The organism is Bradyrhizobium sp. USDA 4451, assembly GCF_054822585.1.
Genome location: NZ_JBTRCH010000001.1, coordinates 505,543 through 520,329, shown reverse-complemented (window position 1 = coordinate 520,329; position 14,787 = coordinate 505,543). Strand labels below are relative to the sequence as shown.

General features: G+C 64.5%; 12 protein-coding genes and 1 pseudogene. 7 read left to right on the top strand and 6 right to left on the bottom strand.

What is annotated here, in order from left to right; all coding sequences use genetic code 11:
* Positions 1-91 precede the first annotated feature (91 nt).
* The 4 genes from ACVMB0_RS02245 to ACVMB0_RS02230 all read left to right on the top strand — a co-directional run bounded on the left by ACVMB0_RS02245 (position 92) and on the right by ACVMB0_RS02230 (position 4,701).
* Complete coding sequence (locus tag ACVMB0_RS02245) at positions 92-304, top strand: hypothetical protein (protein ID WP_456752417.1); 213 nt, start codon at positions 92-94, stop codon at positions 302-304.
* A gap of 78 nt (positions 305-382) precedes the next feature.
* Complete coding sequence (locus ACVMB0_RS02240) at positions 383-1,555, top strand: phosphoserine transaminase (RefSeq protein WP_461345184.1); 1,173 nt, start codon at positions 383-385, stop codon at positions 1,553-1,555.
* Positions 1,556-1,678: 123 nt separating this feature from the next.
* Positions 1,679-3,268 (top strand): phosphoglycerate dehydrogenase, encoded by a 1,590-nt coding sequence (gene serA / locus ACVMB0_RS02235; protein WP_461345183.1) that lies wholly within the window; start codon positions 1,679-1,681, stop codon positions 3,266-3,268.
* Positions 3,269-3,528: 260 nt separating this feature from the next.
* Positions 3,529-4,701 (top strand): thiolase family protein, encoded by a 1,173-nt coding sequence (locus tag ACVMB0_RS02230; RefSeq protein ID WP_050423239.1) that lies wholly within the window; start codon positions 3,529-3,531, stop codon positions 4,699-4,701.
* Between the two features lie 72 nt (positions 4,702-4,773).
* Here ACVMB0_RS02230 and ACVMB0_RS02225 read toward each other — a convergent pair whose 3' ends face one another.
* On the bottom strand, positions 4,774-5,232 hold the full coding sequence (locus tag ACVMB0_RS02225; protein WP_461345182.1) for a MarR family winged helix-turn-helix transcriptional regulator: 459 nt from the start codon (positions 5,230-5,232) through the stop codon (positions 4,774-4,776).
* 85 nt (positions 5,233-5,317) lie between these two features.
* Between ACVMB0_RS02225 and ACVMB0_RS02220 the strand changes: the two genes are divergently transcribed.
* Entirely contained in the window at positions 5,318-6,751 is a 1,434-nt protein-coding gene (locus ACVMB0_RS02220) for an MFS transporter (RefSeq protein WP_461345181.1), read from the top strand.
* Positions 6,752-6,926: 175 nt separating this feature from the next.
* Positions 6,927-8,594, top strand: a complete 1,668-nt coding sequence (locus tag ACVMB0_RS02215) for a mucoidy inhibitor MuiA family protein (RefSeq protein ID WP_461345180.1) — start codon at positions 6,927-6,929, stop codon at positions 8,592-8,594.
* A gap of 106 nt (positions 8,595-8,700) precedes the next feature.
* Here ACVMB0_RS02215 and ACVMB0_RS02210 read toward each other — a convergent pair whose 3' ends face one another.
* On the bottom strand, positions 8,701-9,144 hold the full coding sequence (locus tag ACVMB0_RS02210; protein WP_461345179.1) for a hypothetical protein: 444 nt from the start codon (positions 9,142-9,144) through the stop codon (positions 8,701-8,703).
* A 284-nt stretch (positions 9,145-9,428) separates the two neighbouring features.
* Positions 9,429-10,781, bottom strand: a complete 1,353-nt coding sequence (locus ACVMB0_RS02205; protein ID WP_461345178.1) for an esterase-like activity of phytase family protein — start codon at positions 10,779-10,781, stop codon at positions 9,429-9,431.
* Positions 10,782-11,036: 255 nt separating this feature from the next.
* Between ACVMB0_RS02205 and ACVMB0_RS02200 the strand changes: the two genes are divergently transcribed.
* Entirely contained in the window at positions 11,037-11,372 is a 336-nt protein-coding gene (locus ACVMB0_RS02200; protein ID WP_461345177.1) for an antibiotic biosynthesis monooxygenase family protein, read from the top strand.
* A 21-nt stretch (positions 11,373-11,393) separates the two neighbouring features.
* Here the strand turns inward: ACVMB0_RS02200 and ACVMB0_RS02195 are convergent.
* The 3 genes and pseudogenes from ACVMB0_RS02195 to ACVMB0_RS02185 form a co-directional block, all read right to left on the bottom strand.
* Positions 11,394-12,237: pseudogene (locus tag ACVMB0_RS02195) on the bottom strand (carbohydrate ABC transporter permease).
* A gap of 46 nt (positions 12,238-12,283) precedes the next feature.
* Complete coding sequence (locus ACVMB0_RS02190; RefSeq protein ID WP_461345176.1) at positions 12,284-13,240, bottom strand: carbohydrate ABC transporter permease; 957 nt, start codon at positions 13,238-13,240, stop codon at positions 12,284-12,286.
* Between the two features lie 130 nt (positions 13,241-13,370).
* Positions 13,371-14,717, bottom strand: a complete 1,347-nt coding sequence (locus ACVMB0_RS02185; protein WP_456752425.1) for an ABC transporter substrate-binding protein — start codon at positions 14,715-14,717, stop codon at positions 13,371-13,373.
* Positions 14,718-14,787 lie beyond the last annotated feature (70 nt).

Genomic DNA, 14,787 nt, shown 5'->3' with positions numbered 1-14,787 from the left:
GTAAACTAAGCCGGCCTCCGTGATTTTACGGGGCGGAACGAGTCCGGTATGTCGGACGTCTCCCACGGGGCGCGGGCAACTGGGGATTGGAATGTCGGAATATTCGATCGTGCGGGTCGGCAACGAGTACATCGTGCAGGCCGGCGATAAGCGCATTTTGAGAATATCGAGCCGGCGCAGGGCGGTTAAGATCATGACTCTGGCGGCGGATTTGCTCGACCAGGAGACGGTGCAGCAGGTCGGGGACGCCCCATCAATCAGCCGTGATCGCGCGATTGTTCCGGACAAGTCCGAACTTCCTTGACGTTTTGGCACCTTTCCAATATCCCCGGCGGCGGGAAACCTCTCCCCACCGAGAGGCAGCTATCTGGAAGGGTAGATTATGACTGCAGCGAAGCCCGCTTCGCGGCCCAACGTGCCGCATTTTTCCTCCGGCCCCTGCGCCAAGCGCCCCGGCTGGAACCCCAACAATCTCAAGGACGCCGCCCTCGGCCGCTCGCATCGTGCGAAGGTTGGCAAGGCCAAGCTCAAGCTCGCGATCGAACTGACGCGCGAGGTGCTTGAGGTGCCTGCCGACTACAAGATCGGCATCGTGCCGGCGTCGGACACCGGCGCGGTCGAGATGGCGCTGTGGTCGCTGCTCGGTGCGCGGCCGGTCACCACGCTCGCCTGGGAATCCTTTGGCGAAGGCTGGGTCAGCGACATCGTCAAGGAATTGAAGCTGAAGGATGTCACCAAGCTGAACGCGGCTTACGGTGAAATCCCCGATCTTTCCAAGGTCGATCCCAAGTCGGACGTCGTCTTCACCTGGAACGGCACCACCTCGGGCGTGCGCGTGCCGAACGCCGACTGGATCAGCGCGGACCGTGAAGGCCTGACGATCTGCGACGCAACCTCGGCCGCCTTCGCGCAGCCGCTCGATTTCGCCAAGCTCGACGTCGTCACCTTCTCCTGGCAGAAGGCACTCGGCGGCGAAGCCGCGCACGGCATGCTGATCCTGTCGCCGCGCGCGGTGGAACGGCTCGAGACGTACAAGCCGGCCTGGCCGCTGCCGAAGATCTTCCGTCTCACCAAGGGCGGCAAGCTCAACCAGGGCATCTTCGAAGGCGAGACCATCAACACGCCGTCGATGCTGTGCGTCGAGGACTATCTCGATGCGCTGAACTGGGCAAAGTCGATCGGCGGCCTGAAGGCCCTGATCGCGCGCGCCGACGCCAACACCAAGGCGATTGCCGACTGGAAGGCGAAGACACCCTGGATCGACTTCCTGGCCAAGGATGCCGCGATCCGCTCCAACACCTCGGTGTGCCTGAAGTTCACCGATCCCGCGATCACCTCGCTTCCATCAGACGTGCAGGCCGACTTCTGCAAGAAGCTGGTCGCGCTGGTCGAGAAGGAGAATGCCGGCTTCGACTTCGCGTACTACCGCGATGCGCCGGCCGGCCTGCGCATCTGGTGCGGCGCCACCGTCGAGGCCAAGGACGTCGAGCTGCTGACGCAGTGGATCGACTGGGCCTTTGCCGAGACCAAGGCCGCATTGCCGAAGGCGGCGTAAGCTAACTTTATCTCATCTCGTCATGGCCGGGCTTGACCCGGCCATCCATCAAAAAAGGATGGACCCGCGGGTCGAGCCCGCGGGTGACGGCCGCAGATCAATCGTCATTGACGGATCATACTCATGACAAAGCCCAAAGTTCTGATTTCCGACGCGCTGTCGCCCGCCGCCGTGCAGATCTTCAAGGATCGCGGCGTCGAGGTCGACTTCCAGCCCAACCTTGGCAAGGACAAGGACAAGCTCGCCGAGATCATCGGCAATTATGATGGCCTCGCGATCCGCTCGGCCACCAAGGCGACCGCCAAGATCATCGAGAAGGCGACTAGGCTCAAGGTGATCGGCCGCGCCGGCATCGGCGTCGACAATGTCGAGATTCCGGCCGCGACCGCCAAGGGCATCATCGTGATGAACACGCCGTTCGGCAATTCGATCACGACCGCCGAGCACGCCATCACCCTGATGCTGGCGCTGGCGCGCGAGATCCCGCAGGCCGACGCCTCGACCCAGGCCGGCAAGTGGGAGAAGAACCGCTTCATGGGCGTCGAGATTACGGCGAAGACGCTGGGGGTGATCGGCTGCGGCAATATCGGCTCGATCGTCGCCGACCGCGCGCTCGGCCTGCGCATGAAGGTGATCGCGTTCGACCCGTTCCTGTCGCCGGAGCGCGCCAAGGACATCGGTGTCGAGAAGGTCGAGCTCGACGACCTCTTGAAGCGCGCCGATTTCATCACGCTGCATACGCCGCTGACCGACAAGACCCGCAACGTCATCGATGCCGCGGCGATCGCCAAGATGAAGAAGGGCGTGCGCATCATCAACTGTGCCCGCGGCGGCCTGGTCGACGAGCAGGCGCTGGTCGATGCGCTCAATTCCAAGCATGTCGCGGGCGCCGCCTTCGACGTGTTCGTCGAGGAACCGGCGACGACCAACGTGCTGTTCGGCCATCCCAACGTGATCTGCACCCCGCATCTCGGCGCCTCTACCACGGAAGCGCAGGAGAACGTCGCGCTGCAGGTCGCCGAGCAGATGTCGGACTATCTGTTGTCGGGCGCGATCTCGAACGCGGTCAACTTCCCGTCGATCACGGCGGAAGAGGCGCCGAAGCTGAAGCCGTTCATCGAGCTCGCCGAGAAGCTCGGCTCGTTCGCAGGCCAGCTCACCGAGAGCGGCATCCTCAAGACCCAGATCACCTATGAGGGTCACGTCGCCGAGATGAAGATCAAGGCGATCACCTCGGCGGTGCTGTCCGGCCTGCTGCGGCCGATGCTGGGCGAGGTCAACGTGGTCTCGGCGCCGGTCGTCGCCAAGGAGCGCGGCATGGTGGTGGACGAGGTCGTCCGCGCCGCGCAGAGCGACTATGAAAGCCTGATCACGGTTACCGTCACCACCGAGCGCCAGGAGCGTTCGGTGTCCGGCACCGTGTATGCCGACGGCAAGCCGCGCCTCGTCGACATCAAGGGCATCCGGGTCGACGCCGAGTTCGGCAAGTCGATGATCTACGTCACCAACGAGGACAAGCCGGGCTTCATCGGTGCCTTCGCGAGCCTGTTGGGTGACGCGAAGATCAATATCGCGACCTTCCATCTCGGCCGCGTCAAACAGGGCGGCGATGCCATTGCGCTGGTCGAGGTCGACGGTGCGGTGCCGGCGGAGCTGCTCAATAAGGTGCAGGCGCTGCCGCAGGTGAAGCAGGCCAAGGCGCTGACGTTCTGAGGCACTGACGTTCTGAAGGCGCTGACGTTTTAAACACTGTTCGAACAGTCTTGTCATCGCCCGGAGGCGTCCGGGCGTGACGAATGAAGATACCGCTCAGGACGTCCAAATTCCGATCTGCGGAACATGACGCCGTCTCCGGCCCCGGAGGCGGCGTTTGTCGTTCCGGAGCCTCCGGTATTGCTGTTGCGCCCGTCGAAAAATGTGTACGAACGGGCCACGACACGCCACAATGACCGTCATCTCAGAGGGAGAAAACAATGCGTGAAGCTGTCATCGTTTCCTACGCGCGCACCGGCCTGGCGAAGTCCGGCCGCGGCGGATTCAACATCACCCCGCCGATGTCGCTCGCCGCGCACGCCATCAAGCACGCGGTCGACCGCGCCGGCGTCGACAAGGAGTATGTCGAGGACTGCTATCTCGGCAATTGCGCGCATGGCGCCCCGAACATCGGCCGCCAGGCGGCGCTGCTCGCCGGCCTGCCGAAGTCGACCGCCGGTGTCTCGGTGAACCGCTTCTGCTCGTCGGGCCTGCAGACCATCGCGATGGCCGCCAACTCGATTCGTTCGGACGGCTCCGATTGCATCGTCGCCGGCGGCGTCGAGAGCATCTCGATTCCCGGCGGCGGCTCGCCGAAGGAATCGATCGACCCGGATCTGCTCAAGACGGCACCCGACATCTTCATGGCGATGATCGACACCGCCGACATCGTCGCCGAGCGCTACAAGCTCAGCCGCGAATACCAGGACGAGTATTCGCTGGAGTCGCAGCGCCGCATGGCGGCCGCGCAGCAGGCCAACAAGTTCAAGGACGAAATCGTCCCGATGAAGACCAAGATGAAGGTGGTCGACAAGGCGACCAAGGCCGAGTCGATCGTCGACTACGTGGTCGATCGCGACGAGTGCAATCGCCCCGAGACCACGCTGGAGGGCCTCGCCAAGCTCGAGCCGGTCAAGGGCCCGGGCAAGTTCGTCACCGCCGGCAATGCCAGCCAGCTCTCCGACGGCGCCGCCGCAGTGGTGCTGATGGAAGCCAAGGACGCCGAGAAGCGCGGCCTCAACCCGCTCGGCCGTTTCGTCGCCTGGGCCTCGGCCGGCTGCGAGCCCGACGAGATGGGCATCGGTCCGGTGTTCGCCGTGCCGAAGCTCCTGAAGCGCCATGGCCTGAAGGTCGATGACATCGACCTCTGGGAGCTCAACGAGGCCTTCGCCAGCCAGTGCCTCTATTCGCGCGACCAGCTCGGCATCGATCCCGAGAAGTACAACGTCAATGGCGGCTCGATCGCGATCGGCCATCCCTTCGGCATGACCGGCGCCCGGCTCACCGGCCACCTGCTGCAGGAAGGCCGTCGCCGCAAGGCCAAGTGGGGCGTCGTGACCATGTGCATCGGTGGCGGCCAGGGCGGCGCCGGCCTGTTCGAGATCTACAGCTAAGCGCGCTTCGACACGATCGCGTGCGAACGAGCGGCCCGGCGGTATCGCCGGGCCGCTTTCATTTGAGGCCCGTCATGATGCCGGCACATCCGCGGCGGGTTCGCCGAATTCGAGCGCGGCGACCAGTTCGAGCGTCTGCCTGAGATCGGCGGCCTGCCTGGCGCCGAACGCCGTCTCGAAGCGGTCCTGCGCCTCAAGCCAGGCGGCCTGCGACTCCGCAAGTCTGGCTTCGCCGCGTTTGGTCAGCCGCACCAGCCGGTTGCGGCGGTCATTCTTGTCAACAGTGATGGTCAACAGGCCGTCGCGCTCCAGCGGCTTGAGGTTGTGATTGAGCGCCGTGCGGTCGAGCACCAAAGCTGCGGCGAGCTCCCCCATCGTCGGGGCGCCCGTTCGTCTGACATGGACCAGGATGGCGCGCTGCGTGCCGCGCAGCCCCGACGTCGCGAGGACCTGGTCATAGAGCTGCGACACCCGCCGTGTCGCCTTGCGCAGCGCCGTGAGATTGCACCTTGTGGCTTCCGTCTTCGCCATTGGCTGCCTCCAAACTGGACTTGACAGATACATGCATATGCACCTAATGGCAATAGATGCATATGCACGTACCTGGAGATGTGTGATGTCGGAGGTCGAGGCGGAAACCATCGGGCTGGCGGCCGGACCCGAAGCACGGCCGCGGTCCCACGCCGCGACTGCAACTCCGCGGCAGGTTTTGGCAATCGTCTCGGTCGGGATCTGCCTGGCAAATCTCGACCTGTTCATCGTCAATGTCGGGCTGCCGAACATCGCGCAGGAATTCCGCGGCGCCTCGCTGGAGGATTTGTCCTGGATCCTGAATGCCTATGCGATCGTCTATGCGGCGCTGCTGGTGTTTTTCGGCCGCCTGGCGGAGCGCCACAGCCGCAACCTAAGCTTCCTGCTCGGTGTTGCGCTGTTCACGGCCGCCTCGGCGGCGTGTGCGCTGGCACCCAGCGTCGAGCTCCTGGTCCTGTTCCGCGTGGCGCAGGCCGCCGGCGCCGCATTGATGACACCGACCTCGATCGGCCTGCTGCTGGCCTCGTTTCCGCCCGAGCAGCGCGCCGGCGCGGTGCGCACCTGGACCGCGATCGGCGGCCTTGCCGCAGCATTGGGGCCGCTGGCCGGCGGCGTGCTGGTCACTTTCGACTGGCGCTGGATCTTCATCGTCAATGTCCCCATCGGCGTGGTGGCGCTGATCGTCGGCTGGCTCAAACTGCCCGAGGTGCCTGGCCACGACGTGCCGCGGCCGAGCTGGTGGGCGGCGCTGCTGGTGACCTCCGGCATCGGCGCGCTGACATTCGCCATCGTGAAGGCGAATGACTGGGGCTGGGGCTCGCGCGGCGTCGTGCTCGGCTTTGCCGTCGCAGGCCTCTCGCTCGCCGCCTTCGCATGGCACTGCCTCCGATCGCAGAACCCCTTCGTCAACCCGGCGCTGTTCGCAGTCAGGCCGTTTACCGGGGCGACGTTGGTCATGGCGCCTTACTCGGCGGCTTTCGGCGCGATGCTGCTGTCGGTGGCGCTGTGGGAGCAAACCGTGTGGGGGTGGTCGGCCCTGAAGACCGGCCTTGCGATCGCGCCGGGTCCGTTGCTCGTCCCGTTCACCTCGCTGTTGTTTGCCGGTCGCCTGATCGCGCGATTTGGCGCGGCGGCCGTCGTGTCCGCCGGCATCATGTCGTTCGCGGGCGGTCTTATGATCTGGGCAACGCTGCTCGGTGCACAGCCCAACATGCCTGCCTTCGTGGTCGGTATGATGTTCACCGGTGTCGGCGTCGGGCTGACGTTTCCGACCCTGATGGGCGTCGGCGCCGGTTCGCTGCCGCCGTCGTCGTTCGCCACCGGCTCCGGCGTGATCAACATGATCCGGCAGGCGGCGCTGGCGATCGGCGTAGCGATCTTTGTCGCGATCCTGGCTAGCCCCGCAACGATGACCGAGCGGATCGCGGCGTTTCATCGCGGCTGGTGGATCATGATCGCGATCACGCTTGCCGGTTTCGTGCCGAATGTTCTGTTCATCCGGCGCCGGACAGGTCGCTAACACCCGAAAGACATCGCCGCGCCATTCTGCAGCCGCGGCGGCGCCATCGTCGCGCCGCAGCGAAACCTCAATCGAACCAGTCCCTTCCTCGCTGCGTCTCACCACGAGAAACGGCGCGCCAATGAGTTCGGCGGCCGTTCATCGCGCGCGATGTGCGTTTTTCCGGAGGGATGTCATGTCAAGGATTGCGAATTATCTCGTCACCACCAGCCTGGTGCTGGCGGGAGCGCTGGTTGCCGGGCCGCTGCATGCGGCCAATCTCGACGCGGCTTCGCAGGTCGATGCCGTCACCGTCTATCCCGACGGCGCGAGCGTCACCCGCGTCATCACGATGGATCTGCCCGCCGGCGACAACACGCTGGTCGCGAAGGATTTCCCGCTCGGGCTCGATCCGTCCTCGCTGCGGGTCGAGGGCGAGGGTGGAACGAAGCTCACGATCGGGGCGATCGACGCGCGGCCACCACGCCCGGCGGAGCCGGCGAACCTGCCCGAGATCGACAAGCGGATCGAGGCGCTGCGCGACCAGCGCGAGGATTTGCAGGGGATGATCACGTCGGCCGAGGCGCGGCGCAAATTCGCCGAGCATTTCGCCGAGGCCGCGCCGGTCGGCATCGGCGAGAAGGGCGAGGCGCGCCCGGTGAGCGAATGGCGTGCTGCGTTCTCTGCGGTCGGGGACGAGGTCGCAACCGCCGACAACGCGATCCGCGACGCCACGCGCAAGCAGCGCGACATCGATCGCGAGATCGCGCGCCTGGAGGCCGATCGCGCCGCCAAGCCGCCGAGCAAGCTCGAGGTGCGGATCGAGCTGGCATCAGCGGCGGCGACCAAGGCCACGCTGCGGGTCACCTATGCGGTTCCCAACGCGCGCTGGACGCCGATCTATGACGCCCGGCTCGACACCGGCGCCAAGGACCGCAAGCCCGCAATCGAACTGGTGCGCCGCGCCGAGATCACCCAGTCGACCGGCGAGGACTGGTCGAATGTCGCGCTCGACGTCTCCACCGTACGCGTCGCCCGCGGCGGCAATGCGCCCGACCTCCGCTCGCTGATCGTGCAGTATCCGCAGCCGCCGCGACCGCTGGCGGCTGGCCGAGCGTTTGACAGCGTGCAACAGCCCTCGGCACTGATGCCCGCACCGGCTGCGCCTTCGATGGAGCAGCATCTGTTCAAGAAGGCCGAGGAGCAGGAAGCGGCTGCCCAAGCCAGCGCCTTCCAGGCCAGCTTCAGGATTCCCGGCCGCGTCAGCGTTGCCGCCAATGAGGGAGCAAAGAGCCTGCGCATCTCGACCGCGACCATCACCCCCGATCTCGCGGTGCGTGCGGTGCCTGTGCTGGATCCGACCGCGTTCCTGGAGGCGAGCTTCGTGCAGACCGACGACGCGCCGCTGCTGCCGGGCCAGGTCGCGATCTATCGCGACGGCATCTTTGTCGGCCGCAGCCGGATGGCGAGCGCCGCCAAGGACGAGACCGTGCGGCTCGGCTTCGGCGCCGATGACAAGGTCAAGATCGAGCGCACGGTGGTGAAACGCAACGAGGGCTCGGCCGGCCTGATCGTCACCACATCGAAGACCGACGAGCGCGCGTTCAAGACCACGGTTCGCAACGGCCACGACTTCCCGATCAAGGTCGCGATCCAGGATCAGCTCCCGGTCAGCGAGAACGACGATATCGTGGTCGAGCTGCTGCCGTCGTCGACGGCTGCGACGACCACCAATCTGCGCGACAAGCGCGGCGTGCTGGAATGGGCGTTCGAGGCCAAGGCCGGTGAGGTCCGTGATATCAACTTCGCCTGGCGGATGCGCTGGCCCAAGGACAAGGGCGTCGTGATGGTGCCGGCGGGCTGAGGCCGCGCTGGCAGCCGATGACATCACTCCCGATCTCAGGCATCACTTTGCCAAAAGCAAAAGCCTGAGATCGGACTATCGGGCGGAATGACGCGGCCGACGCCGGCTAGAAGCCGGCGTTCTCCTCCAGGCATTGCTGGTTGTCCCAATGCGCGCGGCGGCCGAGGACATAGTCGCGGGCATCGTCCATGAAGCGCACCTTGCTGGCGAGCGCTCCCAGGAACGCGGCGATCGCCGCAATCCAGGGCCATAGATGCATCAGCAGCGTACCGGGAATCTGGTTGGCGAATCCCGCCTGCAGCGCGGCGGTTGCGCAATAGGCCAGTACGGCCCAAGCAAGAGCCAGGATGGTTGCCACGACCTGATAGGTGCTCTGATGAAGCCGCACCAGCCAGCGCATCAGGCACAGATAGGCAAAGTAGACGATCACGGCGAGCATCAAGGCGATGCACGGCGGCGGCAGACCCCAGCTCTGGTCCCAGGCCACGCACGCAATGAAGCCCGCGGCGATCAGCGCCTCAATATAGGTTAAAGCGGATTTCTCATTCATGATTTGCCCCGAAGCGATTCAAGTATCGGTCGAGGCTATCATCATCTAGCGTTTTGATAGAAGCGCAATTGTAGGACAACCGTTGGGAATGGGCGAGGCCAGAAGCCATGCGTTAGCCAATGCAAGCTGGATCGGACCCGGCTTCCACAAATTCGCTGTCATGCCCCGCCTTGAGCGGGGCATCCAGTACGCCGCGGCTTATCTGTTGAACTCGAACGCCTCTGGAATACCGGGTCGCCCGGTTGAACCGGGCGACGACACTATTATTTGTGGCGAGAAGTGCATTACTTCGCCTTCAGGAAGTCGCCGACCTCCAGCAGCACGAACTCGTCGTCATCGGCCTTGTTCGGATCGCGGCTCGAGGAGAACGGCAGGTTGTTGTCGTTGCCGACGATGATGTGGGTGTCGTCGACGCGGTCGACGTTCTCGATGGTGAAGAACGGGAAGGTGTAGACGCCGTCATTCAACGGCTTGCGCGCCTTCCTGTTCGGATCGCGGATCTTCAAGAGGTCGACATAGGCGATCTTGCGCACCGGCTTGCCGACATTGGCGTCGGACAGCTCGATCTTGTAGACGCGCTTGAACTTGGCGAGGTCGGGGAAGCAGGTCTCGCCGCGCTGGCCTTGCGGGCAGGCCTTGTCGGCGGTGCCTTCGCCATTGTCGCGCTCGATCACCAGGCCCTGCGTCGGGTCGATCATGTTGAAGTCGCCGATCGCGTTGCCGTTCTGCTCGAACACATACTGCCAATAGCGGCCGGTGAACTTCTCCGCCGCGACGTCGAATTCGAGGATGCGCGAGGCTTCCTTGCCATCGACCTTCTCCCAGTCCTTCTTGTCGGCGTCCCACAGCGGTCCCTCAAGCAGCCCATAGAGGAACTTGCCGTCCTTGGAGGACGCGAAGCCTTCATAGCCCTTGGAGCGGCGCAGATTGACGTTGCTGTAGGTGGCGCCGGGCGCGCCGGGCGACTGCACCGCCCAGTGATCCGGCGAGCGCACCGGCTTGCCGTCGGCGACCGTTTCGAACACCGCGAGGATCCTGCCGGTCTTGTCGGCCTTCAGGATATAGGGCCCGAACTCGTCGCCGATCCAGAACGTGTCGTTGATGATCTGGAAACCCTCGGTGTCGAAGTCAGCGCCGGTCAGATAACGCTTGGCGGTGTCCTCATGCACGATGCGGAACGGCACCTTCTTGTCGGGATCGTGCAGGAATACGGTCTCCTGGCGCTCGATCTTGCCGCCGGCCCAATCCATCTTGTAGCGGTTCAGATACAGCATCGAGTCCGCCGAGTTGTAGCGCGAGCCCATGCCGTTGTCGGTGATCACCCAGAACGAGCCGTCGGGCATCGCCTTGATGCCGGAGTGGCCCTGCAGCGGCTGGCCCTTGAACGGCAGCGACACGCCGGTCGGCCGCTCGTAGGACTTGCCCATCACGGTGCCGATGTCGTCGACGCGCTTGCCGGTGGTGTACTTGCCCGAGGTCTTCAAATCGTTCGGGGCGTCGGCCGGCGCGTCGATGAAGCTCTCCGCCGGCATCACCACATGTCCCGCCAGCGTTGCCGGGAATTCACCCTCGCTCTGCGCCAACGCCGAGGTGGCGAGCAGGAGCGAGGCGACGGAGCAGAGCAGGGACAAGCGCATGGTTGATCTCCCAAAGGATAAACGATGCGGTGTTCTCCGAGCCGCCTGTTACAACCGGCTGACAGTTTTGTGAATGACGCGTGTTGCGGCGGGATGAGGCTTGCGGCGTTACGTCGCCTTCCTCCGTCATGCCCGACCTTGTGCCGGTCTCCGTGAGGCTGGTTTCCCAGCGCGGCCTTGAGCCATCCATGATATCAACGGGATCAACCGGCGGATCACTCGTGGATGTCCGCCGCTTAACAGGAGAACCCATTCATGTTCATCGCAATGAACCGGTTTCAAGTGATCAGGGGCAGGGAGGAGGCGTTCGAGACGGTCTGGAGCACGCGGGATTCCTATCTTGGCGATGTTCCGGGCTTCATCGAATTTCACTTGGTCAAGGGGCCGGCGGCTGAGGACCACACGCTGTATGCCACTCACACCGTGTGGTCCAGCAGGACGACGTTCGAGGACTGGACCAAATCGGAAGCGTTCCGCCGTGCCCATTCCCGCGCCGGCAACGAGACCGGCGGCAGCCTCTATCTCGGCCATCCCAGGTTCGAAGGCTTCGAGGTGCTGATGACCGAGCGCTCCAAGGGCGTCACGGCGTGACCCAATTGCTCAAATTCCCTGCTACTCCTTCACCGCCCCCGTCAGCGACGACACGTAGTAGTCGACGAACAGCGAGTAGAACAGCGCGACCGGCAGCGAGCCGAGCAGGGAGCCGGCCATCAGCGCGCCCCATTGGTAGACGTCGCCGGTGACGAGCTCGGTCAGGATCGCGACCGGCACGGTCTTGTTGGCGCCGCTCTGGATGAAGGCGAGCGCGTAGATGAACTCGTTCCAGGACAGCGTGAAGGAGAAGATGCCGGCCGAGATCAGGCCGGGCACCGCGAGCGGCAGCGTGATCCGCCACAGGATCTGCAGCCGTGTCGCGCCGTCGACCAGCGCGCATTCCTCGAGTTCGTAGGGGATCGACTTGAAATAGCCGATCAGGAGCCAGGTACAGAACGGCACCAGGAAGGTCGGGTAGACCAGGATCAGCGCGAGCGGCGAATCGAACAGGCCGGAACTGCACGATCACGGTGGCGAGCGGAATGAACAGGATCGACGGCGGCACCAGATAGGCAAGGTAGATGCCGAGCCCGACATAGGGGCTGCCGCGGAAGCGCAGCCGCTCGATCGCGTAGGCGGCGAGCGTGGAAGCGAACAGCGACAGGAAGGTCGAGCCGATCGCGACCAGCATGGTGGTCTTCAGCCAGCGCGGATACGAGGTGTCGAATAACAGATGCTTGACATGCGCGAGCGTCGGCGAGGTGATCCAGAACGGGTTGTGCTCCTTGTAGTTCAGGAGCTCGGCGTTCGGTTTGAACGAGGTGATCGCCATCCAGTAGAACGGGAACAGCAGGATCAGGATGAAGCAGGCGAGCGGCAGATAGATCATCACCACGCGCCGGGCGCGGGAGTCCCACGCCATCGTGTCCGGCGTGGCGCTGGCGACGTTGGAGGATTGGGCTGCAATGTCAGTCATTGGCTTCTCCCTGCTGCCATTTGCGGCGGGCGAGGCCGAAGTAGCTGAACAATGTCGCGAACACCAGGAACGGGATCATCGAGACCGCGATCGCAGCGCCCTCGCCGAGCTCGCCGCCGGCGATGCCGCGCTGGAACGCCAAGGTCGCGAGCAGATGGGTCGAGTTGACCGGGCCGCCGCGGGTGATGGCATAGACCAGCTGGAAGTCGGTGAAGGTGAAGATGATCGAGAACGTCATCACGATCGCGAGGATCGGCATCATCATCGGGAAGGTGATGTAGCGGAAGCGCTGCCATGAGGTGGCGCCGTCGAGCATCGCCGCCTCGTAGAGCGAGGGCGAAATGGTTTGCAGACCGGCCAGCAGCGAGATCGCGACGAACGGGATGCCGCGCCAGATGTTGGCCGCGATCAGCGAGAACCGCGCCGGCCAGGGCGAGCCGAGGAAGTCGACATTGCTGTCGCGCCAATGCAGCACGTCGACCAAGAGATAGGAGATGATCGAGAACTGCGGATCGTAGATCCACCAGAACGCCAGCGCCGACAGCACCGTCGGCACGATCCACGGCAGCAGCACGATCGCCCGGATCAGGCTCTTGAACGGGAAATGGTTGTTGAGCAGCAGCGCCAGCCAGAAGCCGAGCGCGAACTTCCCGAAGGTCGCGACCGCGGTATAGAAGATCGAGTAGAACACCGCGTTCCACCACAGGGGATCCTTGAGCAGGTACTGGAAGTTCTCCAGCCCGATATAGATGCCGCGCTGGCCGATCGTGGTGTCGGTGAAAGCGAGCCAGATGCCGAGGCCGAGCGGATAGGTGAGGAACACCAAGAGCAGGCCGACCGCGGGCGCCAGGCACATCACGATCAGGAACGGCTTGTAGTCGAACAGGCGCGCGAGCCAGCCCGGCTGGTGCAGGGCCGCGCCGCGCGAGGGGAAGGTGGTTACGGACATTGAATGCTCGTCTTGTCGTCATTGCGAGGAGCGAAGCGACGAAGCAATCCATTTCTCCTGGTGGCGTTATGGATTGCTTCGCTTCGCTCGCAATGACGGTGGATTAAGTTTCGCAGTTCAACGCCCGCCGTTACCGGCCCTGCCGCCGGAAGTACCGCTTGGCGCGCTGCTCGGCTTCCGCTGCGGCGGCCTCCGGCGTTGCCGCATCGGTCGCGACCGAGGCGCACATCTGCACCAGCACGTAGTCGGCGTTGACGGCGCCGGTCGCGGTCGAGATCGGCCCCTTGTAGCCGTTGTAGTAGGGGCTCTTCATGGTGTCCTTGAAGATCGCGACCTTGGGATCGCCCGACCACACTGCGGCATCGGCATAGGCCGCGAGCGGCTGCGACCAGTAGCCGGAGTTGGCGTTGAGCCACGGCTCGTACTGCTCGTGCTCCAGCATGAACTGCAGGAACGCCTTCGCCGCATTGGGATACGGGCTGTGCTTGAACGCCATCGCATTCAGCGTCAGGCCGGACATCGGCGAGACCGGCGCCAGCCCCTTGATCAGGAACTGATGCTCGGTGTCGTCGGCGATCGCCTTGGTGGCGGGATCGTTCTTCAGCGAGAAGTACAGCGAGACGCCGTTGGCGGTCAGGCCGATTTCCTGCGACGAGTAGGCGCGGTTGTTGGAGACGTCGTTCCAGGACGGCGTGCCGGCGATGAAGGTCGGATACAGCTCCTTCAGGTATTTCAGCGCGGCGATCGTCTCCTTGCTGTTGATGATGATGTTGCCTTCCTCATCGAGCAGCGCGGCGTTGTGCGACCACAACAGCCAGTTGGCGAAGCCGTTGCCGTCGCCGACGGCGTTGCCGAGCGCGAATCCCGCCGGCTTGCCGGCCGCCTTCAGCTTCTTGCAGAGCTCGAGGAAGCCGGCGTGGTCCTCCGGCACCTTGTCGAAGCCGGCCGCGTTGACCAGCGACTTGCGGTAGACCAGCGGGCCGCCGGAGGCGCCGAACGGCAGGCCGACCCAGCTCTTCGACTTCGAGCGCATGCCGTAGCGTTTTGCCAGCGTGAGCCAGCCGCCGTAGCGCTTGTCGAGATAATCGGCGACGTCCGTCAGCTCGATCAGCTTGTCGATATAGATGTGCGGCGCGTCGCCGAAGCCGATGATGATGTCGGGGCCGGCGCCGGAGTTCGAGGTCACTGCGGTCTGCTGATTGATGTCCTCCCAGCCGACGAAGTCGACCTTGACCTCGACGCCGGTCTTGTCGGTGAAGCGCTTGGCATTGGCGCGGAACACGTCTTCGTCGGCCTGGACGAAGCGCACCGGCCGCAGCATGCGCAGGGTCGCGCCCTTTTCAATCGGCAGCGACGGCGCCGCCACGTCGGCAGCCTTGACCTTCGACGCCTCCTGCGCCGCGGCGCCGGTGACGGCCAGTGCCGCCGCGGATGCCCCCAGCGCCAGCGCGTCGCGACGCGTGATCTCGTACTTCATGTCGTTCGCACTCCCTTTTTTCTTGTTCCTTCCCGGCGTTTGGCCGCCGGTGAAGGGTCTTGTGGTCTCG